Annotated in this window: 16 protein-coding genes; 2 read left to right on the plus strand and 14 right to left on the minus strand. The window is 59.2% G+C overall.

Features of this window, described 5'->3' with window-relative positions:
- Nucleotide 1: 1 nt before the first annotated feature.
- The 4 genes from PT275_RS05450 to PT275_RS05465 form a co-directional block, all read right to left on the minus strand.
- The gene (locus tag PT275_RS05450; protein ID WP_277153047.1) at nt 2-4084 is read right to left on the minus strand and encodes a DNA-directed RNA polymerase subunit beta'; all 4083 of its coding nucleotides are present in this window, start codon (nt 4082-4084) and stop codon (nt 2-4) included.
- A gap of 125 nt (nt 4085-4209) precedes the next feature.
- Entirely contained in the window at nt 4210-7776 is a 3567-nt protein-coding gene (gene rpoB / locus PT275_RS05455) for a DNA-directed RNA polymerase subunit beta (protein WP_277153049.1), read from the minus strand.
- A 267-nt stretch (nt 7777-8043) separates the two neighbouring features.
- Nucleotides 8044-8880, minus strand: coding sequence for a hypothetical protein (locus PT275_RS05460; protein ID WP_277153051.1), 837 nt, complete (start codon nt 8878-8880; stop codon nt 8044-8046).
- A gap of 61 nt (nt 8881-8941) precedes the next feature.
- Nucleotides 8942-9817 (minus strand): A/G-specific adenine glycosylase, encoded by an 876-nt coding sequence (locus tag PT275_RS05465; RefSeq protein ID WP_277153677.1) that lies wholly within the window; start codon nt 9815-9817, stop codon nt 8942-8944.
- Nucleotides 9818-10205: 388 nt separating this feature from the next.
- Here PT275_RS05465 and fucO point away from each other — a divergent pair, with 388 nt between their 5' ends.
- Together fucO and PT275_RS05475 are read left to right on the plus strand one after the other, a co-directional pair.
- Nucleotides 10206-11363 (plus strand): lactaldehyde reductase, encoded by a 1158-nt coding sequence (fucO, locus tag PT275_RS05470; protein ID WP_277153053.1) that lies wholly within the window; start codon nt 10206-10208, stop codon nt 11361-11363.
- A 158-nt stretch (nt 11364-11521) separates the two neighbouring features.
- Nucleotides 11522-12181 (plus strand): tRNA (cytidine(34)-2'-O)-methyltransferase, encoded by a 660-nt coding sequence (locus tag PT275_RS05475; RefSeq protein WP_277153055.1) that lies wholly within the window; start codon nt 11522-11524, stop codon nt 12179-12181.
- Nucleotides 12182-12417: 236 nt separating this feature from the next.
- Here the strand turns inward: PT275_RS05475 and PT275_RS05480 are convergent, their stop codons facing one another.
- The 10 genes from PT275_RS05480 to PT275_RS05525 all read right to left on the minus strand — a co-directional run bounded on the left by PT275_RS05480 (nt 12418) and on the right by PT275_RS05525 (nt 25535).
- Nucleotides 12418-13782 (minus strand): PFL family protein, encoded by a 1365-nt coding sequence (locus tag PT275_RS05480; protein WP_277153057.1) that lies wholly within the window; start codon nt 13780-13782, stop codon nt 12418-12420.
- Between the two features lie 253 nt (nt 13783-14035).
- Entirely contained in the window at nt 14036-14308 is a 273-nt protein-coding gene (locus PT275_RS05485; RefSeq protein ID WP_277153059.1) for an ACT domain-containing protein, read from the minus strand.
- Nucleotides 14309-14443: 135 nt separating this feature from the next.
- On the minus strand, nt 14444-15643 hold the full coding sequence (locus PT275_RS05490; RefSeq protein WP_277153061.1) for a hydroxymethylglutaryl-CoA synthase: 1200 nt from the start codon (nt 15641-15643) through the stop codon (nt 14444-14446).
- A gap of 32 nt (nt 15644-15675) precedes the next feature.
- Entirely contained in the window at nt 15676-17070 is a 1395-nt protein-coding gene (locus PT275_RS05495) for a hydroxymethylglutaryl-CoA reductase (RefSeq protein WP_277153063.1), read from the minus strand.
- Nucleotides 17067-18242 carry a thiolase family protein gene (locus PT275_RS05500; RefSeq protein ID WP_277153065.1) on the minus strand — a complete coding sequence of 392 codons (1176 nt, stop codon included), beginning with the start codon at nt 18240-18242 and terminating at the stop codon, nt 17067-17069. Before PT275_RS05500 ends, PT275_RS05495 begins: the two co-directional genes overlap by 4 nt.
- Before the next feature lie 297 nt (nt 18243-18539).
- Nucleotides 18540-19805: a galactokinase gene (gene galK, locus PT275_RS05505; protein ID WP_277153678.1), complete on the minus strand. Its 1266-nt coding sequence runs from the start codon at nt 19803-19805 to the stop codon at nt 18540-18542.
- A 60-nt stretch (nt 19806-19865) separates the two neighbouring features.
- Nucleotides 19866-21119 (minus strand): galactose-1-phosphate uridylyltransferase, encoded by a 1254-nt coding sequence (gene galT / locus PT275_RS05510; RefSeq protein ID WP_277153067.1) that lies wholly within the window; start codon nt 21117-21119, stop codon nt 19866-19868.
- A 123-nt stretch (nt 21120-21242) separates the two neighbouring features.
- The gene (locus PT275_RS05515; protein WP_277153069.1) at nt 21243-22040 is read right to left on the minus strand and encodes a DeoR/GlpR family DNA-binding transcription regulator; all 798 of its coding nucleotides are present in this window, start codon (nt 22038-22040) and stop codon (nt 21243-21245) included.
- A 230-nt stretch (nt 22041-22270) separates the two neighbouring features.
- Nucleotides 22271-24637: a transglycosylase domain-containing protein gene (locus tag PT275_RS05520; protein ID WP_277153071.1), complete on the minus strand. Its 2367-nt coding sequence runs from the start codon at nt 24635-24637 to the stop codon at nt 22271-22273.
- A gap of 184 nt (nt 24638-24821) precedes the next feature.
- Complete coding sequence (locus tag PT275_RS05525) at nt 24822-25535, minus strand: Crp/Fnr family transcriptional regulator (RefSeq protein WP_277153073.1); 714 nt, start codon at nt 25533-25535, stop codon at nt 24822-24824.
- Between the last annotated feature and the right edge of the window lie 84 nt (nt 25536-25619).

Below are 25619 nucleotides of genomic sequence, written 5' to 3' on the forward strand. Positions count from 1 at the left end.
ATCAGGCCTGCGAACCGGAGTTGTCCGCACCACCATCGGAACCAGCGTCAGAACCGGAACCTGCGCCGAAATCGGTGTCGCCACCGAGTTCACCAGCCCCGCCCTGATCATTGAGGAAGTCATCAGGGTTGAAGTCGTCGCCGAGCTTCAGGTCGCCGAAGTCGATATTGGAGAAGTCCATATCGTCCATGCCACCCTCGCCGAAGTCCGTGGCCGCCGTGTCGCCGCCCAAACCGAAGTTCGGGTAGATGGTGTCGCGGATGGCCTTGTCGGGCTCGACCGTCGCGTTGCGATAACGCGCCAGTCCGGTGCCGGCAGGGATGAGCTTGCCGATGATGACGTTCTCCTTCAAGCCCTTGAGCTCGTCGGACTTCTGCTCCAAAGCGGCCTCCGTAAGCACACGGGTGGTCTCCTGGAACGACGCGGCGGAAAGCCAGGAATCGGTGGCCAGCGAAGCCTTGGTGATGCCCAAGAGCTCCGGACGACCGGCGGCGGGCTTGCCACCCTCCTTGACGGCCTTCATATTGGCGTCGCGGAACTTGGCCTGATCGACTAGTTCGCCGGGCAGGAGGCTCGTCGTGCCGGAATCGATCACCGTGATGCGGCGAAGCATCTGGTGGACGATGACCTCGATGTGCTTGTCGTGGATATCCACACCCTGGGAGCGGTACACGTCATGCACGCCCTCGACGATATTGACCTGCGCGGCACGGGGGCCAAGAATGCGAAGGATCTTCTTCGGATCGACGGAGCCTTCGATCAGCTGGGTGCCGGTGTCAACGTGGTCGCCGTCCTTGACCAAGAGCGGTGCGCGGCGCGTCACCGGATAGGTGATCGGCTCGACGGTCGAATCGTCCGGGGTCAGCGTCACGGTGCGGCCATGGTCGGAATCCTCGACCTTGACGGTGCCGGGATACTCCGTGATCGGCGCCTCGCCCTTAGGCGTACGCGCCTCGAAGAGCTCGGTGACACGGGGAAGACCCTGGGTGATATCGGAAGCGGAAGCGACGCCGCCGGAGTGGAAGGAACGAAGCGTGAGCTGCGTACCAGGCTCGCCGATGGACTGAGCCGCGACGACGCCGACGGCCTCGCCGACATCGACCAGGCGATTGGTGGCCAGCGACCAGCCATAGCACTTCGCGCACACGCCGCGCTTGGATTCGCAGGTCAGCACGCTGCGTGCCTTGACCTCTTCGACGCCATGGGCGACCATATCGCGCAGCACGTCCATGGACATCGCATCGCCACGCTTGTAGAGCACGGTCTTGCCGTCCTTGGGGTCAATGACATCTTCGGAAAGCAGACGGGAATAAGGACCACCGTCAGCGTCCTTGACGAGCACGAGATTGCCGTCCTCATCGCGGTCGGCGATCTTCATCGTCAGGCCCTTCTTGGTGCCGCAATCCTCCTCGCGAACGATGACCTCCTGGGCCACGTCGACGAGACGACGGGTCAAATAGCCGGATTCCGCAGTACGAAGTGCGGTATCGGCCAGACCCTTGCGGGCGCCGTGCTGGGAGATGAAGTACTCCAGGACGGAGAGGCCTTCGCGGTAGTTGGACTTGACAGGACGGGAGATGATCTCGCCCTTCGGGTTCGCCACCAGGCCTCGCATACCGGAAATCTGACGAATCTGCATCCAGTTGCCACGGGCTCCGGACTGGACCATGATGTTGACGTTGTTGTCGTCCTTGAAGTTCTCACGCATGGCGTCCGCGACCTTGTCGGTGCATTCGGTCCACAGGTTGATAAGCTCCTGGCGGCGTTCCTCTTCGGTCAACAGACCCATTTCGTACTGGTCGTTGACCTTGTCGGCCTGGCCTTCGTAGTCGTGGATGATCGAGAGGCGTTCCGGCGGCTCGACGATGTCGGAGAAGGACATGGTGACGCCCGACCACGGGGCGCGGGTGAAGCCGAGATCCTTCAGGGCGTCCAGCGTCGCGGCCACCTGGGCGGTGGAGTAACGCGTGGCGATGTCGTCGACGATCGTGGAGAGCTTGCCCTTGGCGACCTGTTCGTTGATGAACGGGTAGTCGACGGGCAGTGTCTCATTGAACTTCAAACGGCCATAGGAAGTGGCGAAGAGAACGGAACCGTCCTTGAAACGCTCCTCCTTGACCACGTCGGGGCTGCCTGGCTCGGGATTGACGACCTTGAGTTCGCCCGGCTCCCAATCCTTGGGGAGCACGAAATCCTTGGGCAGGCGCACCAGCACTTTGGCCTGCACGTCGACGTCATGACGGTCAACGGCCATGCGCAGTTCCTCAGGGGAACCGAGCACGCGGCCCTGGCCCTTGGCGCCTTCCACAACGGTGGAAAGGAAGTAAAGACCCAAAATCATATCCTGAGAAGGCATCGTGACGGTGTGGCCGTCTGCCGGCTTCAGGATATTGTCGGAAGCCATCATCAGGGAACGGGCCTCGGCCTGTGCCTCGACACTCAGCGGAAGATGGACGGCCATCTGATCGCCATCGAAGTCCGCGTTGAATGCGGCGCACGCAAGCGGCGGCAGGTGAATGGCCTTGCCCTCGACCAGAATCGGCTCGAAGGCCTGGATGCCGAGCCTGTGCAGCGTAGGCGCACGGTTCAGGAGCACCGGGTGCTCGGAAATGACATCCTCAAGCACGTCCCAGACGGACGAGTCCTGACGGTCGACCAAACGCTTCGCGCTCTTCATGTTCTGCGCGTAGTTCTGATCCACGAGCTTCTTGATGACGAAGGGCTTGAACAGCTCCAAGGCCATCGGCTTCGGCAGACCGCACTGGTGCATACGCAGCGACGGACCGACGACAATCACGGAACGGCCGGAATAATCCACGCGCTTGCCCAAGAGGTTCTGACGGAAACGGCCCTGCTTGCCCTTGAGCATGTCGGAAAGCGACTTCAGCGGGCGGTTGGAAGCGCCGGTGACCGGACGGCCACGACGGCCGTTATCGAACAGGGAGTCGACGGCTTCCTGCAGCATGCGCTTTTCGTTGTTGAGCATGATCTCGGGGGCGCCGAGCTCAATGAGCCTCTTCAAGCGGTTGTTACGGTTGATGACGCGGCGATAGAGATCGTTCAGATCGGAGGTGGCGAAACGGCCGCCGTCGAGCTGGACCATCGGGCGCAGATCCGGAGGGATAACCGGAATGGCGTCAAGCACCATCGCCTCAGGCTTGTTGTCCGTGGTGAGGAAGGCGTTGACGACCTTGAGCCTCTTCAGGGCACGGGCCTTGCGCTGGCCGGAGCCGGTGTCGATCTCCTCGCGAAGCTGCTTGGCGGCACCTTCGAGGTCGAAGTCCTGCAGGCGCTTCTTGATGGCCTCGGCACCCATGCAGCCTTCGAAATAGTCGCCATAGCGATCGACCATTTCCTGCCACAGGTCGACGTCGCCTTCCATGTCGCCCGGCTTCAAGGTCTTGAAGCGGTCGAACACGGCGGCCAGCCTCTGGGCCTGGTCGTCGTAACGCTGGCGGATGGCCGCCATCTCGCGCTCGGCGGAGTTGCGCATCTTGGACTTGGCGCTGCCCTTGGCCTCGCCGCTCGCCTCGAGCTCGGCCATATCGGCCTCAAGCTTCTTGGCGCGCTCTTCGATCTCATTGTCGCGACGCTTGTTGAGCTGCGCGATCTCGGTGTCGAATTCGTCTTGCAGATCCGGCAGATCCTGCTGACGCTGGGCGTCATCGACACTCGTGACCATGTAGGCCGCGAAGTAGATGACCTTCTCCAAATCCTTCGGTGCGATGTCGAGCAAGTAGCCCAAACGGCTCGGCACACCCTTGAAGAACCAGATGTGCGTTACCGGTGCGGCCAACTCGATGTGGCCCATGCGCTCACGACGGACGCGGGATTTGGTGACCTCCACGCCGCAGCGTTCGCAGACGATGCCCTTGAAACGGACGCGCTTGTATTTGCCGCAGGCGCACTCCCAGTCGCGGGTCGGTCCGAAGATCTGCTCTCCGAACAGGCCGTCCTTCTCAGGCTTCAAAGTCCTATAGTTAATGGTTTCCGGCTTCTTGACTTCGCCGTAGCTCCACTTGTGGATGTCCTCGGTAGTGGCGAGTCCGATCCTCAGTTTGTCAAATGCGTTGACGTCCAGCACTATGTTGTCCTGTCTTCCAATTGGTAACAATTACGATTTTCGGCCGGCTTGCCGGGGCTGGTTATTTGTAATATTTATTATTACTTACCAAGCCCCGGGCCAAGCCGTATGTTTAAGCGTTGCCTCTAGCGGTATTCCGGCTGAGGTGCCGCCTGATCGTCCTTGGCCGAGGCGTCCGGGCGGGCGCCAATGTTGAAGCCGAGATCGTTGGAGGAGCCCGCAGGGTCATCCTCGGCGTCGTTCAGGTCGATGGCCACGCCGTCGGCGTTGAGCACTTCGACGTTGAGCGAAAGCGACTGCATTTCCTTCAGCAGCACCTTGAAGGATTCGGGAATGCCGGCCGGCGGCAGGTTCTCGCCCTTCACGATGGCACCGTAGGCGCGCACGCGGCCGTCGACGTCATCGGACTTGGTGGTCATCATCTCGTGCAGCGTGTAAGCGGCGCCGTAGGCCTCGAGGGCCCACACCTCCATCTCGCCGAAGCGCTGGCCGCCGAACTGCGCCTTGCCGCCTAGCGGCTGCTGGGTGATCATGGAGTACGGACCGGTGGAACGCGCGTGGATCTTGTCGTCCACGAGGTGGTGCAGCTTGAGCATGTACATGTAGCCCACGGAAATCGGCTTCGGGAACGGCTCGCCGGTGCGGCCGTCGAACAACGTCGCCTTGCCGTCTTCGCCCACGAGCTTGTTGCCGTCGCGGTCGGGCAGGGTGGTCTTCAGCAGGCCTTGGATCACGTCGGGGCGCACGCCGTCGAAGACGGGGGTGGCCACCGGGGTGTTCGGGTCGCCGTGTTCCGCGCCCTGAGGCACGTACTTCTTCCATTCGGCCTCGAGATCCGGGTCGAGCTTGATGTCCCACCCGGCGTGAGCGATCCAGCCCAGGTGCAGTTCCAGCACCTGACCCAGGTTCATTCGGCTTGGCACGCCCAAAGGATTGAGCATGATATCGATCGGGGTGCCATCGGGCAGGAACGGCATGTCCTCTTCCGGCAAGATGCGGGAGATGCAGCCCTTGTTGCCGTGGCGGCCGGAGAGCTTGTCGCCCACCGTGATCTTGCGGTGCTGGGCGATGTAGACGCGGATCATCGAATTGACGCCGTTGGGCAGCTCGTCGCCGTCCTCTTCGGCCTCGTCGCGGGTGATCTCCTTGATGGAGATGACCGTACCGGTCTCACCATGAGGCACACGCAGCGAAGTGTCACGCACCTCGCGGCTCTTCTCGCCGAAGATGGCGCGGAGCAGACGCTCCTCAGGGGTGAGCTCGGTCTCGCCCTTGGGCGTGACCTTGCCGACCAGGATGTCGCCGGCCTCGACCTCGGCGCCGATGCAGATGATGCCGCGCTCGTCAAGGTTGGCCACCGCTTCCTCGCCGACGTTCGGCAGATCACGGGTGATTTCCTCGGCACCGAGCTTGGTGTCGCGGGCGTCGATTTCGTACTCTTCGATGTGGATCGAGGAAAGGGTGTCATCCTTCACCAGACGCTGGGAAATGATGACGGCGTCCTCGTAGTTGTAGCCGTTCCAAGGCATGAACGCGACCAGCACGTTCTTGCCCAGCGCCAGGTCGCCCTTCTGGGTGGCCGGGCCGTCAGCCAAGACGCTGCCGCGCTCGACGCGCTCGCCGTCCTTGACCAGAGGCACCTGGTTGTAGCTGGTGGTCTGGTTGGAACGCTGGAACTTGGCGAGCTTGTAGCTCGACTGGGTTCCGTCGTCGTTGGTGACGCGGATGATGTCGGCGGAGACGTAGGTGACCACGCCGTCCTTGTCGGCCAGGATCGTGTCGCCGGAATCGTAGGCGGTGCGCCATTCGGCGCCGGTGCCCACCAGCGGGCGCTCGGACTTGACGAGCGGGACGGCCTGACGCTGCATGTTGGTGCCCATCAGCGCGCGGTGGCCCTCATCGTGCTCCAGGAACGGAATCAGCGAGGCACCGACGGAAACCATCTGGCGCGGGGAGACGTCCATGTAGTCGACTTCGGAGACCGGCACATCGACGGCCTCGTCCTCGCCTGCACGCACAAGTGCGGTCTTCTCGACGAAGTTGCCGTTCTCGTCCAGCTTCTGGTTGGCCTGGGCGATGACGTGTTCGGCATCGCGGTCGGCGGTCATGTATTCGATGTCGTTGGTGACGTGACCATTGACGACCTTGCGGTACGGGGTCTCGATGAAGCCGAACGGGTTGACGCGGCCGAAGGTCGCCAGCGAACCGATCAGGCCGATGTTCGGCCCTTCAGGGGATTCGATCGGGCACATACGTCCGAAGTGGGACGGGTGGACGTCGCGGACCTCCATGGAGGCACGGTCGCGCGAGAGGCCGCCGGGACCCAGCGCGGAGAGACGACGCTTGTTGGTCACGCCGGAAAGCGGGTTGTTCTGATCCATGAACTGCGAGAGCTGGGAGGTTCCGAAGAACTCCTTGATCGTCGCGTTCACCGGGCGAATGTTGATCAGGGACTGCGGGGTGATGGCCTCGGCGTCCTGGGTGGTCATACGCTCACGAACCACGCGCTCCATACGGCTCAGGCCGGTGCGCAGCTGGTTCTGGATGAGCTCGCCGACCTGGCGGATACGACGGTTGCCGAAGTGATCGATATCATCCGTTTCGACGCGGAGGTCGACGTCCTTGCCGTCACGCTTGCCCGGGAAGGTCTTATCGCCGGCATGCAGCGCCACGAGGTACTTGATGGTGGCGATGATGTCTTCACGCGAGAGGCTGCGATCGGTCGGGTCGGCTTCGAGGCCGAGCTTGCGGTTGATCTTGTAGCGACCGACGCGCGCGAGGTCGTAACGATGGTTGTTGAAGTAGAAGGACTCCAACAGGTTCTTGCCGGCTTCCGGAGTGGCGGTATCGGCCGGACGGATCTTGCGATAGAGGTCGGTCAGGGCCTCGTCCTGCGTGTTGATGGTCTCCTTTTCGAGAGCATCAAGCACAAGCGGATAATCCTTGAAGGACTTCGCGATCTCGTCCTTGGTCATGCCGATGGCCATGAGAAAGACGATGGCGGACTGTTTGCGCTTGCGGTCGACGCGCACGCCCAAGACGTCACGCTTGTCGATCTCGAACTCGAGCCATGCGCCGCGCGACGGGATGATCTTCGCGCCGAAGACTTCCTTGTCGGAAGTGCGGTCGGGGGTACGGTCAAAGTAGACGCCCGGGGAACGTACGAGCTGCGAGACGATGACACGCTCGGTACCGCCGATGATGAAGGTGCCGTGCGGGGTCTGCAGCGGAAAATCACCCATGAAAACGGTCTGGCTCTTGATCTCGCCGGTGTCGCCGTTCTCGAATTCCGCATTGACGTACAACGGTGCGGAATAGGTGTAATCCTTCTCCTTGCACTCCTGGACCGTATGGCGCGGTTCCTCAAAGTACGGGTCAGAGAATGTCAGGCTCATGGTCTGCGCGAAGTTCTCGATCGGGGAGATCTCCTCGAAGACCTCCTGCAGACCGGAAGTGTGGGCCACATTGTTGGTGCCGGCCTTGATATCGGCTTCGGCCTTCTTCTGCCAACGTGCGTTGCCGATGAGCCAATCGAAGCTATCGGTCTGCACCCCCAACAGGTAGGGCACATCGATGGGTTCCCTGATGGAACCGAAATTCACACGGTCCGACGCCTTATGCAACTTGATGTCGTGCTCATCGGCACGTGCGATGACTTGTGTGGTGTTCGTCTTGAGCTTATTTTCAGCCAATGGACGTTCCTTATCGCTCGCTAGATCTTTGAATATTCATTTCGAGGAAACGCGCCGCAAACGGCTACACTACGCGGGCGCTTCGTCGTTAGAGCATGCCCGCAATATGACACACCTTATGCAAAATATTCATTATAGCATACAGTTCGACATTCCGCCATACAACCACGGAAAACATAGAGCATAACCGCATTGAACAGCTGATGGTCTTATCTATAATGTCCAAGCCGTCTCGAGAACTCTCAAATGGCGAAATGAACTTAGCATCTACCTGACGACGACGGGGACCTTTTCGCTTTTTATGCTTGGATGGTCCTTCAGACTCAGCTGGGCCATATAGGTGCCACGTTTGACGCGCGGGAGCTGCTGGTCTGGAACACAGGTCGCGCCGGTTCTGTCGGCCGGCCAGGTGATTTTCTGCACGTCCTTGTCACCCTTGGCCAGCAGGAGGTTGCGCGTATCGGCCGGGCAGGCGGCAGAGCTCCAGACGGTCTCACCACTGGAAATCGCATTCGATTCTGGATTGTCATCTGCATCAGAGTTCGACTTTGCATTGGCATCGGAACCGGACTTTGCTCCAGAGCCCGAACCTTGTTTGGAATCCGAACCCTGATTGGAGCCGGAGTCCGAATCGGGAATCGAGGAAATCGTAAGGATGCGGGAAGCGTTCGAGCCATCGACCAGGCAGGAACCGGTTCCCTGATATCGGATCGTCGCTTGGAAATCGAGCGAACCGCCGACTGCGACACTTTGCGAGGCGGAACTCAGCTCGAGCTTCACGTCCTTTGCACCGCATTTTTTGACGGTGCTCTGATTGCCTTTGCTGCCCTGATTGTTTGTACCGGATTTTCCAGCATCGGAACCATTCGATTTTTTCGGCGCCGAAGCTTTTTTGCGGGCCTTGGCGACGGACGAACTCGATACCATATGCCCGACCTGCGGCACAATGACTTTGCTGACCAGCGCATACACTCCGAAACCGATCAGCGCCACAAGCGCAAGCGCCACGACACCCACGATGACGCGGCGACGCAGATAGACACGCTGCATCTCCTTGCTGGGCTTGCGCTTGGTCGGGCGCTTCTTGGGCTGCTGAGAGGTCATAACTCCAAGTGTAAACGACCTTCCTGAATTCGCTTACCTTCCTATCGTCGAAAATGCAGATTCAAACAGGCAGCTTCAGCGATCTATCCGGATTGATTTCGATGAAGCCATCCTCATCAAGACTGGCGATGCAGGCATCCAGCTGAATTTGGTCATCCCAGAGCTTTTCGACCTCGGGGCGCGACAGAATCGTTCGACCTTCTTTTCCGGCCTCGCGCAGGGCGTTCAGGATAATGCCGCGCACCTGACGGTTCGTGCCTTTGTAACTCTGGCGCGGTCGGGTGCGTTTCTGCCCTATGCCGGGGCAACCAGCGGCGTAAAAACGACTGTACGCAGCCCACGGATCCTCGTCTATCTTCGGTTTTTTGGCGGTGCAGACCAGCGCACCCAGCTCGATCAGCGCCTCGTTCCAAACCACGCTTTCCTTTGGATTTTGCGGCAACACGTCGTTGGCAAGTCGACGTTCGGCGGGCTTGGTGGCACCGCCGAAGGATTCCTCGCCTTTGAACGTGCGCCAGAGCACACGGCGGACGTTGGTGTCAATGACAGCGATGCGCTCGCCGAACGCGAAGCTCATCACCGCGCTGGAGGTGTAATCGCCGATACCGGGAAGCGCGATAAGCTCATCATACGTTTTCGGCAATTCGTTGTGATATTGCTCGGCGACCACCTTGGCACATTCCTGAAGCCGCAACGCACGCCGAGGATAGCCGAGCCGGCCCCACGCGGTGACGACCTCGGCCGTACTTGCCTTGGCTAGGCTCGCGGCATCGGGCCAGAGATCCATCCAATCGGTCCAATATTGAACGACGCGGCTCATCTGCGTCTGCTGGCTCATGACCTCGGAAATAAGGATGCCCCATGGCGTCGTACGGCCGAAGCGCCACGGCAGATCGCGTGCGTTCTCATCCCACCACGAAAAAAGCTCATGCTTCATCTGATCAAGTTCGTCCGCGCTGAAGCCCTCGACCAACTCGCGCGAATCATCAGACTGGTTATACAAATTCTCACCCGCTTTTAAGAGTTTTGGCCCTTTATCTAAAGCAATACCCATATCACGTTTACTGCCGAACAATCCGGTCGATTTTCCTCTGCAACCTGCAAGTTCCCGGCTTCACCACGAACGCAAGCGTTTATCTACGTTGTGTGAGGCCTCTCCAAGTTTCACCATATCCATATCTTTTCGATCATCCGACCATTCTGCCTTGATGCCACTACAGCCGTGAAAATAGGATACTGTTAGCGCTAACGTACTAAATAAGGTCTTACCGTTATAATGGTTTTCGATGTGAGCTACATCACAGAAACCATACAAGGAGTGAACAATGGTGTATCGCATGATCTTCAACCAGGAAGCCTATTTCGGGCGCGGCGCAATCAAGGAGATCCCGAACGTCGCCAAGGCACACGGCTTCACCAAAGCCTTCATCGTCACCGATCCGGTACTACTGAAGACGGGGACAGTAAACAAGGTCACCGACGTCCTCGACGCGGCCGGAATGCCTTATGAAATCTTCGACAATGTCAAGCCCAATCCGCCTGTGGAATGCATCCAGGACGGCGTTGAGAAGTTCAAGAGCGCCGGCGCCGATTTCCTGATCGGTCTGGGTGGCGGTTCGCCGCAGGACACCTGCAAGGGCATCGGCATCATCACCGCGAACCCCGAGTTCGCCGACGTGCTTTCGCTGGAAGGCACCGCAGCCACCAAGAACCCGTCCATCCCGATCTTCGGTGTGCCAACCACCGCCGGAACAGCTTCGGAAACGACCATCAACTATGTGGTCACCGACACCGCCAAGAAGCGCAAGTTCGTGGCCGTCGATCCGCACGATATCCCGCTGGTCGCCTTCGTTGATCCGGATATGACCGACTCGATGCCACGCAGCCTCAAGGTGGCCACCGGCCTCGACGCGCTGACCCATGCCATCGAGGGCTTCGTCACCCCGGGCGCCTGGGAGCTTTCCGATTGCCTCTCGCTGCAGACGATTCGCATGATCGCCGCAAACCTCGCCAAGTCCGCTGACGGCGACGTCAAGGCCGGCGAGCAGATGGCCTACGCCTCCTACATCACCGGCATGGCGTATTCCAACGTCGGCCTCGGCCTCGTTCACGGCATGGCCCACGCCCTCGGTGGCCTGCTCGGCGTCGCGCACGGCGTGGCGAACGGCATCCTGCTCGCCCCCGTGATGGAATACAACAAGGATTACACCGGTGAGAAGTACCGCGCCATCGCCCATGCATTCGGCGACCAGGATTCCTACAATCCCGACCGCTCGATCGAAGAGGTGCGCGAAGAGGCCGTGCAGAAGATCCACCAGCTCACCGTCGACCTCGGCAACCCGACCACCATCAGCGAGGTCGGCGCCAAGGAAAGCGACATCGACGGCCTGACCGAGAACGCCTTCGTGGACGTCTGCACCGGCGGCAACCCGCGCAAGCCTACCAAGGACGACATTCGTGCCATCTATGAGAGCCTGATGTAAGACTCCTCCAAAAGACAGTCATTCCGCCTCTGTGAATGCGTGAACACACGCAAATAAATTGATTATTGCCAAAGGCCCGCCGATATTTTCGGCGGGCCTTTGTTATGCCGGATTGACGACGGCGTTTTCGTGTCTGTTCGCGGGATTAGTTTTGAACTATGACAGACGCAGTGCAGACGGCGGGAAACGCCACAAATCCCGAAAACAAAGTCACCGATATGTATGAATACGGCTATCGCAAGTCCAATTACGGGCCGGACGAGCTCGTAACCGACGCGCATGGCAACCCGATCAGCGTGGTCGACGCGATGATGAGCGCCAAGGATGCCAGCGAGGCCAAAACGGTGACACCGCACCTATGCTATTATTCCCCGCGCATCCCCGGCAATACCGGCTCCGCGATTCGCCTGTGTGCGGTGACCGGGACGATCCTGCACCTGATCGAACCGCTCGGCTTCAACCTCAAAGACACGAAGCTGCGTCGTGCCGGCCTTGATTATCACGATATGGCCCACGTCGTGCTCCACCCGGATTTCGACGACCTGGTGAAGTCCATGCCCAACTCGCGCATCATCGCCTTCACCGCGCACGCGACCAAGCTGTACACCGATGTGCGGTACCGCCCAACCGACATCCTGCTGTTCGGCCCGGAGCCGGGCAACATCCCCGATCCGATGGACATTATGGAAGGCCCCCACGTCGCCGAGCAGGTGCGTCTGCCGATGCGACCGAGCTTGCGCTCACTAAATCTCACGAACTGCGCCTCCATCGCCATCTACGAGGCCTGGCGCCAGCTCGGATTCAAGGGCGGGGAATAATTGAAAACCGGCCTTTAGCCTGATATATTGGAAATGTCGGTTGGAGCCGGTTCGCTTCAGGGCATCAGCCCGGATCTCCAAAGCTTCGCTCCGTTGGGCTTCATCGGTAGGGCGTTTTTATTATTTTTCGTCCTCTATCATTACGAATTGGGTCGCTGGTTATTCCATCAGCGGCCCAATTACTTATCGGTTAAGATCTCCGATACTTATACGAGTTATACACCCATTCGCAACCTTCAGTTCTTGAAGCTGTGGATCGGGGCGGGAATGCGGCCGCCACGGGTGACGAAGGCCTCGCACGAGGTCTGGTTGACCGGAATAATCGGAGCATAACCCATGAGGCCGCCGAAATTCGCAACCGCTCCAACACCCTTGCCATAAACCGGGATAACGCGCACGGCGGTGGTCTTTTGGTTGACCATGCCGATGGCGGCCTCATCGGCGATCATGCCGGAAATCGTGAAGGCCGTGGTGACGCCCGGAATGGCGATCATGTCAAGACCGACCGAGCAGACGCAGGTCATCGCCTCGAGCTTTTCGATGGTCAGGCAGCCGGACGCAGCCGCGTCAATCATGTTCTTGTCTTCGGAGACCGGGATGAACGCACCGGAAAGTCCACCAACGTATGAGGAGGCCATGATGCCGCCCTTCTTGACCTGGTCGTTCAGCATCGCGAGCGCCGCGGTGGTGCCGGGGGCGCCGACCTGGTCAAGGCCGATCTTCTCCAAGACCTCGCCCACCGAATCGCCGACGGCTGCTGTGGGAGCCAACGACAGGTCGATGATGCCAAAGGGCACGCCAAGCCGCTTCGAGGCCTCCTGCGCGACGAGCTGGCCGACACGGGTGATCTTGAAAGCGGTGCGTTTGATGGTCTCACACAGGAATTCGAAATCCTTGCCCTTGGCTTGGTCGAGCGCGCGCGAAACCACGCCGGGACCGGAGACGCCGACGTTGACGACCACATCGCCCTCGGTGACCCCATGGAAGCCGCCGGCCATAAATGGGTTGTCGTCGGGGGCATTGCAGAAGGCGACGAATTTCACACAGCCGTAGCTGTCGTTGTCGCGCGTGACGTAGGCGGTGTCTTTGATGACGTGGCCCAGAAGCTCGACGGCGTCCATATCGATACCGGTTTTGGTGGAGCCGACGTTGACCGACGAGCAGACGATATCGGTTTGCGATAGTGCTTGCGGAATGGATTCGATAAGCATGCGTTCGGCCGGCGTCATCGATTTGGAGACCAACGCCGTATAGCCGCCGATCAGGTCGACACCGACCTTCTTGGCCGCGCGGTCGAGCGCATGCGCGATCTTGACGAAGTCGTCCGGCGACTTGCAGGAACTCGCCCCTACCAGCGCGATCGGGGTGACGGTGATGCGCTTGTTGACAATCGGAATGCCGAAGTCGCGTTCGATGGCCTTGCCGACCTTCACGAGATCACGCGCCTTGTCGGTGATCTTGTGGTAGATGTTGTCGCAGACCGTGTCCACGTCCGAGGCAGCGCAGTCAAGCAGCGAAATACCCATGGTAATGGTGCGTACGTCGAGCTTTTCCTGCTCGATCATCTGATTGGTCTCGTGGACCTCCATAATGTTCAGCATTGCTACCCCTTTCATAAAATTCTGACGCAAATCTCTCTATACGGCACCTCTTGGTGCGCCAAGTAGGCCATTTTTTACAGAATCATACTCAATTCATCAATTTTTGACCCTCTTGGTGCACCAAGAACCCCGAAAAATACCACAATTGCCTTCATTTACACTTTATAGGGCCACTTGGCGCGCCAAGAAGACTTAAAAAGAGAGATTGCTTAGCGGACAAAAACAATTATTAGGAAACGAACGTCGTTTTTACTCAGACGCGGTGCATCTTGGTGAAGATTTCCTCACGCTGGCAGCGGATGCGCACGCCGATCTTCTCGCCAAGCGCTTCGAGGCCGTCGACCAGCGTCGAAAATTCCTCGTCGGACTTGGAGTGATCGACGATCATCATCATGTTGAAGAACCCGTCGATGATAGTCTGCGAAATGTCGAGGACGTTGACTTTATGCTGCGAAAGGTAAGTGCAGACCTGCGCGATGATGCCGACCGTGTCCTGCCCGACCACCGTAATGACCGCTTTATCCATGGGAACCCCTTAAACCGATGCTTTTTGAAACCGCCGATGGCAAACGCCCGCCATACCGAATCCAAGTATAAATGAAGGTCGGGCGTCGGAGGCAATTGTGTCCGGAATATTAAAAATGAACAGGACATAACAACCTCAGCGATACTGACGCTCGTGGTTCTTGACACCGGCCAGATAGTGCGGGGCGGCGACGCTGTGATCGCTGCGGCCGAGATCCTGCTCGGAACCGTCCGTCACCAAGGCGGCGCTGAACATCGCCTCGTATTCGCGCATGTCCAGCCGCTCGCGGTTGTCGAGTAAAGTGCGGTGAGCCTGCACATCCAAACGTTGACGGTAGTTGGGCTGCAACGTACCGAAATAGAGCTCTGCCACGGAACCGGAGCCGTAGGAATAGAAGCCGATGCGATCGCCGGCCCTGAGGCTTTCGTCATTCTCAAGCAACGAAAGCAACGCGAGATAAATCGAACCGGTATAGATGTTGCCCACCTCTTTGCCGTAGACGATGCTTTGCTCGAAACGCTCGGTCAAGCGCACATAATCGGCCTCGGCGATCTTGCCACCTCCCAGCGTTCGCAGGCCCTTGCGCCCCATTTTCGAGAACGGGATATGGAAAAGCAGCGCCTGTAAATGTTCCGGATTTGCCATCTCCTGATCCTGCGCTTTGGCCCAGAGTTCCTCGAACATCCCGATGTAGACTTCCTCCGAGAATTTGCCGCGTGCGAAGGCGAGCGTGGAATAGTTCGGCCTCCAGAAGTCGCCGGTGCTGCGGCTTTCGTACAGCGATTCCGGTTCGATGGCGAGGATGGCGGGATCACTCGCGACAAGCATCGCCACCGCGCCTGCACCCTGCGTCACTTCGCCGGGCGTATCGAGGCCGTAACGCGCGATGTCGGAAGCGATGACCAGTGCCTTGCGGCCGGGGTGGCTGCGCACGTAATCGCACGCCAACTGGATGCCGGCGGTCGCGCCGTAGCAGGCTTCCTTGATTTCGATGGCACGCAGATTGCCGGTGAGTTCCAGCAAGTCCTGCACGAACAGTGCGGCGGCCTTGGACTGGTCGATGCTGCTTTCCGTGGCGACGATCAGCAGACCGATTTTCTGCCTGTCATCGGCAGAAAGCATGGGCTCGGCGGCGTTGGCGGCCATGGCGACGATGTCCTGGTCGAGCGCTGCGACCGACATTTTGCTCTGCCCGATGCCGATGAGGAATTTGTTCGGATCTACACCGCGTGCCTGCGCCAAATCAACCAGATCGAGATAGTGGTTGGGCGTGTAGAAGTTGATTTTGTCGATGCCGACGGTGGCATTGACGGTTACGTTGGTTCCTTGCATCATATTCGTCCGTTTCTTGTTTGTCCTTACTGGAATCATTTCAATGTATTACGCAGTTGATTGACCAAGTTTGTCGCAGTTTTTAAACTGGCTTTTGCAGGATCGGCACGGAGTCCGGCGACGATTTGTTGCAGTTCATCCGGCCTGGCTCCAGCCGACATTGCAAGGCTTTTGTATTGCAGATTCATGTGGCCGTCCTGGATGCCGCGCGTCACCAGCGCCCGCATCGCCGCAAGGTTGGAGGCGAGACCGACGCTGGCGACGATGCCCATAAGCCGCGAGGCATCAGGGTTATGGAGGAATTTCAAGCTGAGTTTGGCCATCGGCAATGTCGACATCGCACCACCGACACTGCCCAACGGCAGCGGAATATCGATATTGCCGACCAGTTGGCGATGTTTTTTATCGATGGTCCAGTTCGTCCACGTCCGACGCTGCTCATTGAGGTCGGCATAAGCGGCGGCGTTGATGTTTCTGGTATCGTTGCCGGTCGCCAGCACCACGGCACCGATGCCGTTCATGATGCCCTTGTTGTGCGTAGCCGCGCGCAATGGTGAAATCTGCGCGAATCGGGCAGCCGCCACAATACGCCGCGCGACCTGTTCCCCATCCATATCGCGGGTAGGCAGATTATCGAAATCAATACGCGCCTCGGACTGCGCCCGTTGGTCACGCGCATCGTTGGAGAGTATCGCCATCAGCAGGTCGAGTCCGCCAAGCCGCTCGGCACAATATCTGGCAACCGCTTCAGCGATGGTATTGACGACGTTGGCGCCCATCGCGTGGCCCGGGTCGACCAACAGGTCGATTTCGGAGAATCCCTCAGCCGACGCGGAAACACCGATCTTGCGCAACCCGCCTCCATGCGTCTGAAGACTGGGGTGTGCGTCGTGCGCGACCTTGCGGATTTGTGCCTCATGCTCACGCACAAATGTCATAAGGCCACCGTTATCAGATTGTAAGGAATCGTGATTTTGCTGATTATTTATCGCAAAACCATCGGCATTTTTATTAACCTGACGAACTTGACTTGGCATTTGCACAGATACATTCTCGTCACCGTTATCCGAACGCGATGAGGAATCATCTTTCATAAACACAATCTGCGCGGTGATGCCGTCACGTCGAACAGACGTACGGAAACCACCTGCACGAGCGATGCGGTGGGCGGCGTTGCTGGCGGCGGCAATCACCGACGGTTCCTCGACGGCCATTGGTACCCGTAAAGCCTCACCATCTACCACAAAATGATCGGCCAGGCCAAGCGGTACCGGAAAATTACCGATCTGGTTCTCCACCATATTGGTGGCCACGGCGGTCGGCAGCGCCGGTTCGTCGCTCAGCACACGCAGATCATCGTCACCGATCGCGCCTTCGGTGTGCAATTGCGCAATCCGCTCGGCCGTGGAAAGCTCATAGAATTTTGTCATCGTATGTTCTCCACCTCCATGGCCACGCCCTGCCCGCCGCCGACGCACAGCGCCGCGACACCGAGCGCTTTGCCGGTTCGCCGCAGGTTATGGACCAGCGTGGTCAATATCCTCGCGCCGGAAGCCCCCAACGCGTGCCCCAGCGCAAGTGCCCCGCCGCAAATGTTGTAGCGTTCCGGGTCAATACCCAACTGTTCGCGAGTCAGCCACGCCTGCGTGGCGAAGGCCTCGTTGACTTCGTACAGATCGATATCGGCAACCTTCTGGCCACAGCGTTCCAGCACTTTTTTGATAGCCGGAATCGTGGCATACCCCATCTGGTCGGGCCGATACCCCACCTCGGCATACCCGCGAATTACGGCCTGCGCCTTAAGGCCAAGTTCGCGCGCCTTGCCAGCAGTGGTGACCACCATCACGGCCGCCCCGTCACTCAACGGCGAGGTGTTGCCAGCGGTGACAATACCGTCGGAGTCAAAGACCGGTTTGAGCTTGGCAAGTCCTTCAATGGTCGTCCTTGGCCGCATCGTTTCGTCTCGTTTCAGACCGGCGACCGGCAGCACCTCGTCATCGAAATAGCCGGCCTCCCAAGCCGCGGCGGCCTTACGCTGCGAATCGACGGCGTAACGGTCCAGCTTGTCGCGACTGACCTTGAACCGTTGCGCAAGATTTTCGGCGGTGACCCCCATGGCGTAGCCGCCGAACGCATCATTGAGCGCGTCGTGATGCAAGGTGTCATGCCAGTGATCGACGTCGAATTCGTTCTTGCCGGTACGGCGTGCGAAAGCGGTCGCGTTCGACATGCTTTCCGATCCGCCCGCCAGCACCACGTTGGCGTCACCCATTGAAATGGCGCTTTGGGCCAGACGAATCGCCTTCAAGCCGGAGCCGCAGACCTGATTGATACTCATCGCCGTGCCGGTCATCGGCATACCGGCGCCGAGCTGGACCTGCCGTGCCACATTCTGTTTGGAACCGGTGGCCAATACATTGCCCAGAATGACCTGGTCGAATATTCCGGCATCGATGCCGGAACGCTCGAGCCCGCGCCTGACCAGTTCAGTCGCCATATCCACCGCACTCATGCCGCTTAGCGCACCACGGAACTTGCCGGTAGCCGTACGCCACGAAGCGGCGATGACCACATCATTCTCGCGAATTCGCACCCCGCTCATCGGGCGGCTCCAGCTACTCCGTCGGCACCAAGGTCCACGAAAACGCCGAGCCTCATCAAATCCGTATCTCGCAAGCACATAAGCACAATCCTTCCTAGCGTCTGTCAGGTTAAGCGGAGAGGCCATAGACGTGAAAGGGGCGGTGACGCTATCTCCACCAGCGTTCACAGCCCCTTTACGCATATCGCAAGTTCATCACAACTTCAACGGCATTACCACGAATTTGTATGGCAACCAGTGTTCCGTGCTTGCAATATCGTCACAATTTTGTGATGTTTATTGATTTATCAGCTTCACTTACGCCTCTCGATGTGCCGAATCCGAGGCAACCGCCGCCAACGCGCGCGGGGCATGGAAGCCTTGATTCGCAAATTCGTCGGCGACCGCCTGCGCTACGGCACGGCCCTGACCTTTATCGACAAGCGCAATGATGGAACCGCCGAAACCGCCACCGGTCATGCGGGCACCGTACGCACCGTGCTTGCGGGCGACATCAACTGCCACATCCAGCTCGGGGACCGTGACCTCATAGTCCTTGGCCAACGAATCGTGTGAAGCGTTGAACAGACGCCCCGCCCTCTCGACATCCCCGGCCGCGAACGCCTTCACAAATTCCGGCACACGCCAAATCTCCGTGACGACGTGACGTACGCGCTTCTTCGTCGTCTCGTCCGGCAGCTTGTCGAGCACGCCCTGCAACGCGACTTGGGCGGCATCCGCATCGTCGCCCGCGCTCTGCGAAATCCGATCGGCGATGACGCGCAGGTTTTCGACACCGAGCATCTTCGCGGCTTCCTCACACATGCTGCGGCGAGCCTCGTATTGACCGTCGTTGAGCTGGTGATTGGCCTGAGTGTCGACCACGAGCAGCTCAAGTCCGAGTGAATCGAGATCAAAAGGCTGCTGCGAGACGCTGTGCAGTGCATCGAGTTCCGGACGGCAATCCAGAAGCAGGGCATGGTTCGGCGTGCAGCGCATCGAGGCGTTCTGGTCAAGACCGCCGGTGGACGCTCCGGCCATGTCGTTTTCGGCCTTCATTGCGGCTTGGATCAGCGTGAAGCGGCCTTCATCGCTTCCGCCGAAACCAAGCTTGTAGATGTCATCGAGCGCGAGCGCCGTGGAGCAGGTCATCGCCGCCGACGAGCTCAGCCCGCCGCCGACCGGCACACACGAGACGAATGCCGCGTCGAAGCCCTTCACCGCGTCGTACCCGGCCTCGCGCAAAGCCCAAGCTACGCCGATCGGATAGGCGGCCCAACCGTCAACATCCCCGGCCTTGAGCCCGTCAAGATCGACGGTTACCGGATTTTTGTCGCCGAAGCTGGAGACGACGCGAGCCACGCCACTGTCCTTCGGGGCAACCGCGACGAACGTGCGGTATGGCAGCGCGATGGGCAGGCAAAGCCCGGCGTTGTAATCGGTATGTTCACCGATGAGGTTGACGCGGCCCGGCGCGGACCATACGCCAGCGGGGGCCTCGCCGAATGTATCTACGAACAGTTCGGCAACTTCGCCGACAGCCTCCTTGGCACTCAATGGCTCAAGATATTGAACGTCTCTGATGCTTTTGCTCATTTGATTTCCTCCATGAAATACGTGTGTTGATGATGCGGCGGTGAAAAGTCAATCGATGTCGATCGGGCCGAGCTCCTGGAAGCGGGCGGCGATGCGCTCCGGCGTCGTGTCAGAAACCCAAGCGGCCATGCCCGACTCGGAACCGGCCAGATACTTGATTTTGTTGGTGGCGCGACGGAAGGAGAAGAACTGGAGGTTGAGCCGGTAGTTCTCGCGGCGCTTGTCGTGGATAGGGGCCTGATGCCAGGCCGAGATGTATGGCAGATCCATACCCTTGCCGTCGCCCTTGTCGAAGAAGGCGTTGCCGCGGCGCAGCAGATGCGAATACATCGAGGCCAGATCCCAGCGTTCCTGATCGTTCAGTTCGTCAATCGTGAGCACGTCACGCACCGGAGCGACATGAACCTCCAACGGCCAGCGTGCGGCGGCCGGAACGTAGGCTATCCAGCTGGAATTGCGCATCACCACGCGCGTTCCGGCCTCAAGTTCGCCGTTCATGATGTCGCGCAGCAGGTTGCCGCCGTTCTTTTCGTGGTAGGCCTGCGTGTGCTGAAGTTCGGTTTCCATCTTCGGCGGGATGAACGGGTAGCAATAGACCTGGCCGTGCGGATGGGCCAGTGAAACGCCGATTTCCGCGCCGTGGTTCTCGAAGGGGAAGATCTGCTCGATGCCGTCCATATGCGAGATTTCAGCGGTGCGGAAGGCCCACGCCTCCACCACCGTACGCAGGCGAGAAACCGGTAGATCGGCAGGCAGCCCGTTTTCGTTCGGGTCGAAGCAGATGACCTCGCAGCGTCCGGACGCAGGCCGCTGCTCCCAGAGCGGATTGCCGTCAACGTCGGTGACCACATTCGGCACGCCGGGTACCTGAACCATCGAGGGGAACCGGTTTTCGAAAATGACCACGTCGTAATCGGTATCAGGCACTTCCCCGTCCTGATACGGGTCGCCGGGCTTGCGGGCGGCGAGCGGATTGCCTTTGGCTGTGGCTCCTGGGCCGGCGGTGATCGGCCGGTTCATGCGGGCCGCCGCCATCGGGATCCATTCGCCCGTCAACGGATCACGGCGCATGATCGGCTCGGCGTACGGCACCTCATGCCCGTCGGCGGCAAGGTGCGGGGCGAACCGATCGGCCAGCGGGCGCGGGTCTTTGAGCTCACGGGTTTTGGCGCCAGAAACGTATTCGGGATCGTCGTCCAGATAGAAAAAGTCACGCCCGTCCGCCAGTGTCGTCGGCGTGATACGAATATGCTTCGACGCATAGTCCGAAGGATGGTAATACTTGAATTCCTGCTGCTTCATTGCTGTTTCCTTTGTAGTGGGTATGCCACCCGTCCCTTTACACTCCGGTTTTTCGTTGTGTTTGGCCGCTGGCACTTGATTATTGGTAATTGTTTGTCAGATCATTGCCGCGCGTTCTGCCGTTCAGTCCTCGATCTGGCCGGGACCTTTGGTCAGCACCAGGTGATTGACCAGTTTGCGCGTCTGTTCGGCCGAGGTCGGGTCGAGCCCGCTGTCGGTGATGAGGGTGTCGACCTGGTCGAATCGTGCAAAAAGCGAAAGCGAGGTGCAGCTCCACTTGGTGTGGTCCGTGAGGATCACCGTCTTGTCGGCGATGTCCATCATCGCCATGTCCGTGGCGGCCTCAAGCGAGTTGGGCATGAGGAAGCCGCGCGGTATGGAGACCGAATGGGTGCCGAGAAACACGGTGTTGACACGCAGGGATTCGATGACCTTGTCGGAAATCGGGCCGACCAGCGAGTTCGAACGGGTGATCACGCCGCCGGTGACGATGACCTCGACGTCCTTCGATTCGAGGGCCTGTACCAGTTCGGCCACGGGAATCGAGTTGGTGAGGATGGTGATATTGCTCGCGCGCTGGCTTTCCAGCAGATGCTGGGCGAAGATATAGGCCGTGGTGCCGCCGCCGATGGCGATGACATCGCCGGGTGAAACGTATTTGACGGCTTCCTGGGCGATCGAATCCTTGAGCCCGATGTCCATCTGCGATTTGACGGAGAACAACGGTTCGCTCAAAAGCGTGCTCGTCGTCACCGCGCCGCCGTGGACGCGCTTGAGCAGACCTTTGTCGGCGAGGTCGGCGATATCGCGGCGCACCGTCATGGCAGAGACGCCGAGCTCCTTGGAAAGCGCGGTGATGCGCACCGCGCCTCGGGTACGCAACCGGCTCAAAATCAGATGCTGACGCTGTGAAGAAATCATACGAACATTATCGCACAAATAAGAGCACAAAACAAACTCTCGTGAGCGTTTCATTCGGTGTACTTATCAAAACCTAACAAAAACCCGACGACCGAAGTCGCCGGGTTTCATGTCCAGTACAACGCAGATTCACGAACGAATCACAAGCAAACAGCACTGCTTTTCATCAGCCAAAACAACTGGAAATTCAGACTTACAAGATTTGCAAAGGTCCAGGCTTTTTACTTTTCTCACTGCCCCCCAGTGGTCGGAGCCTGTGGCTGAACGCTGCTGGTTGTTCCCTGTTGGCTCTGCGGCTGCGTCTGGCCCTGCGGCTCAGCTTGTGTTTGCGGCTGAGCCTGTGTCTGTCCTTGGGCTTGTGTTTGCTCCTGCTCGAAGCCCTGCGTGCTGTTATTGCTGCGGTTGCCTCCCGTGCTCGCCTGGTTGGCGTCATCGGTGGAAGTGGAAGCACTGGCTCCGCCCATGTACTTCGGGTCGGGGGTGCCGTAGTTGTTGTCGATGGGGATGTTCGCATCGGCAAGATACTTGTTCATGAACTCCTTCCACGCCGGAGTGGCGATGTAGGAGCCATACCAATAGTTGTGGTACTGACCGTTGAGGGTCTTGTTGTCGAAGTACACATCGTGTTCCGCGTTGCCCACCGAAACGAACGCCGCCACCTGGTTGGGCACGAATCCGGAGGTGAGCATACGTGTCTGCTCGTTGGTGCCTGTTTTGGCGAACGTCTTGCGACCGTTGTCGAGCTGCGCAAGCTTGGCCTGGCCGTCGGAACGCACCACACCCTGATTCATCGCGTAGGCCGTGGTCTGGGCGATGGCGGGGTCGATGGCCTGATGGCAGTTGGCGCTGGGTACCTTCAAGGACTTGCCTTGCTTGGAGACGACCTTCTTCAGGGCAATCGGCGTGCATTCGACACCATTGGCGGCGATGGTGGCGTAGACGTTGGCCATCGTCAGCGGCGAAGCCGCGACAGAGCCGATGATGATAGGGCCTGCCCAGGTTTTGGAAGCGAGCGTATTGTCATTGATCGGAGAATTGTGATAGCCCATGGTCTTGGCCGCATCGATGATTGGGCACATCCCGATCTGTTCGGCCATGGCCGCCTGCGTGGTGTTGTGGGAGTGAACAAGGCCGTCAAGCACAGATTCCGCGCCTCCCGGGCCACCTTCCGAGTTGTGCACCGGCCAACCGCTGTCCGTACCGGTATACCCCGGGCAGGCGAACGAGTGCTTCGGGTAGAATCCCCTGGGATGCATGATATCGGTGATGGAACGCCCCTGCTGCATCCACGCCACCATGTTGATGGGCTTCCACGTCGAACCGACGCCCCAGCCCCCGCCGCCGCCGTCCTTCTCGTCAACTGCGTAATTGATGGCCGTGTGCGTCGAATCGTTTTTCGCGTCAGCGGTCGGGTCATACGTACGGTTGATGCCGAAACCAAGTACCTCGCCGGTGCCGGGCTTGATGGCCGCTATCGTCACCTCGAACCCGCTCGGGTCATTGACGGGGATCGTGTCACGCGCGGTCTGCATGGCATCGGCGTTGGCGTGCACGTCCATCGTGGTGTAGATGTTGAGGCCGCCCTCGTTGAGCAACTTGGTACGGTCTCTGGCGGTCTTGCCGAATTCCTTGGAATTGAGGATCTGCTTGGTGGCATAGTCGCAGAAGAATCCGGCGTCGCCGGCGACCTGGCAACCCACCTGTGTGGAATTTGCCTGGAGGTTGAGCGTCTGCGCGATGGGCTGGGTGCGGAACTTGTCGTGGTCGGCCTGCGAGATGAAATGCTGCTGCAGCATCAGGTCGAGCACGATGTTGCGTTGGTTCTGTGCCTCCGGTTGGTTCTCCGGCACCGAAGGATCATAACGCGAAGGGTTCTTGGTGATGGCCGCGATGGTGGCCGCCTGCCCGATGTTGAGGTCGGCAGCGGAAACGTTGAAGTATCGCTTTGCGGCGGTCTCCACACCATAAAGATTGTTGCGCCCGAACTGAGCGATGTTGAGATAGCCCTGCAGAATCTCAGGCTTCGAATATTGCTTCTCCATCTGCACCGCGATCAGCATCTCACGTATCTTTCGGGCGATGGTGTCTTCCGAGGCGTGGTATTCGGCGATCGGATCGTTCTTTTCCTTGGCCTGGATAAGCAGCACGTTCTTGACATACTGCTGGGTCAACGACGAACCGCCCTGGGTATCGCCGTGCTTGATGAAGGTCTGCACGAAGGCTCGGAGCACACCCTGCATGTCGACGCCGGAATGTTCGAAGAATCGGCGGTCTTCACGGGCGACCACAGCCTGCTGCATCGGCTGCGAGACCTCACGCAACGGCACCACCGTACGGTTCTGCGCATAGAAGGAAGCGATGACGGTTTTGCCGTCAGAAGCGTAGATGGTGGATTTCTGCGGAAGGCTGGTGACGTCGAAATCGATGTCTTCCACCTTAAGCGACGGCGCCACGGTACGGGCGACGCCATTGAGACCGAGCACGCCGGGGATGAAGAACATGCCACCAACCACGCCGCCGGCGATGCAGAGGGTCACGTAGGTCAGCAACAGAGCGATGACACGTCGCGCAGTAAGGTTGTTCTTCATTTGAGGCATGGTGTCATTCTAGGATATCGCCTCTACCGAAACGGCCAATTGCGTAGGGTTATCGCCCACTGCGTACACGCCCCGGAGAGTCTGAAAGGATGCGGGGAACAATCCGAAAATGATATGTTCCCATAACAATTTGCGGTCCGGAGCCACAAAGCCCCGAACCGCAACAATTAATACGGTGTGATAATCAGTGACGCGAGCGACGAATCAACGCCCCCGGCTGGTAGATGATGATCGAACGTCCCTCACGGGCGATCCAACCGCGGTTGGCGAAGTCCATCAGCGCCTTGTTCACAGTCTCGCGCGAAGAACCGACCAGCTGGGCCATCTCCTCTTGCGTCAAGTCGTGCGGCACCTTCACCCCGGATTCGACGGGCTCGCCGAAACGTGATGCAAGGTCGAGCAGCGTCTTGGCCAGACGCGCGGGAACATCCATAAACACCAAATCGGAAATCTGCTCGTTGTTGGCACGCATGCGGTTGGCCATCACCTGCAGCATGTCCACAGCCACGCGCGGATGCTTGTTGAGCCATGAAAAGAGGACGTCGTGCTCAAGCCAGCCGACCTGCGTTCCGTTGTTCATCGCAATGGCCGAGGCCGTGCGCGGCCCACCTGCCGGGTCGAAAACAGGAATCTCGCCCAAAATCTCGCCACGGGTATGGATGCTCAGAAGCTGCACCCGATTGTCGCTGGCCTCACGCGTGAGCTTCACCTTGCCGCGTTCGAGCAGATACATGCGCTGATCGGTGGAACCTTCGTGGAAGATGTAGTCACCCTTCTCGAATTCCGCGCGCTTCATGTAAGGCATGAGCTCCTCTGCATCGGCGTGGGAGACATGCTTGAACAATGCCGTCTGCAGAAGTTCATTGTCCGCTTCACTTACCCCATTCGGACTAGCCACGAGATCGCACCTCCAAATATTGACTGTGTCGCCACCAGAAATTCATTGCCCTTTAACTGGCCGACCCTTAAAAAAACTCGCTTT

The sequence above is a fragment of the Bifidobacterium sp. ESL0745 genome (assembly GCF_029433335.1).
GTDB lineage: Bacteria > Actinomycetota > Actinomycetes > Actinomycetales > Bifidobacteriaceae > Bifidobacterium.

What these genes read in the sequence shown, in the direction of transcription:
- PT275_RS05485 (WP_277153059.1), bottom strand. Translation starts at nt 14,308, where the DNA reads ATGGATAAAGCGGTCATTACGGTGGTCGGGCAGGACACGGTCGGCATC.
- PT275_RS05475 (WP_277153055.1), top strand. Translation starts at nt 11,522, where the DNA reads ATGACAGACGCAGTGCAGACGGCGGGAAACGCCACAAATCCCGAAAAC.
- PT275_RS05500 (WP_277153065.1), bottom strand. Translation starts at nt 18,242, where the DNA reads ATGAGCGGGGTGCGAATTCGCGAGAATGATGTGGTCATCGCCGCTTCG.
- PT275_RS05480 (WP_277153057.1), bottom strand. Translation starts at nt 13,782, where the DNA reads ATGCTGAACATTATGGAGGTCCACGAGACCAATCAGATGATCGAGCAG.
- galT (WP_277153067.1), bottom strand. Translation starts at nt 21,119, where the DNA reads ATGAAGCAGCAGGAATTCAAGTATTACCATCCTTCGGACTATGCGTCG.
- PT275_RS05520 (WP_277153071.1), bottom strand. Translation starts at nt 24,637, where the DNA reads ATGCCTCAAATGAAGAACAACCTTACTGCGCGACGTGTCATCGCTCTG.
- PT275_RS05460 (WP_277153051.1), bottom strand. Translation starts at nt 8,880, where the DNA reads ATGACCTCTCAGCAGCCCAAGAAGCGCCCGACCAAGCGCAAGCCCAGC.
- PT275_RS05465 (WP_277153677.1), bottom strand. Translation starts at nt 9,817, where the DNA reads ATGAAGCATGAGCTTTTTTCGTGGTGGGATGAGAACGCACGCGATCTG.
- PT275_RS05495 (WP_277153063.1), bottom strand. Translation starts at nt 17,070, where the DNA reads ATGACAAAATTCTATGAGCTTTCCACGGCCGAGCGGATTGCGCAATTG.
- fucO (WP_277153053.1), top strand. Translation starts at nt 10,206, where the DNA reads ATGGTGTATCGCATGATCTTCAACCAGGAAGCCTATTTCGGGCGCGGC.
- PT275_RS05490 (WP_277153061.1), bottom strand. Translation starts at nt 15,643, where the DNA reads ATGATGCAAGGAACCAACGTAACCGTCAATGCCACCGTCGGCATCGAC.
- PT275_RS05515 (WP_277153069.1), bottom strand. Translation starts at nt 22,040, where the DNA reads ATGATTTCTTCACAGCGTCAGCATCTGATTTTGAGCCGGTTGCGTACC.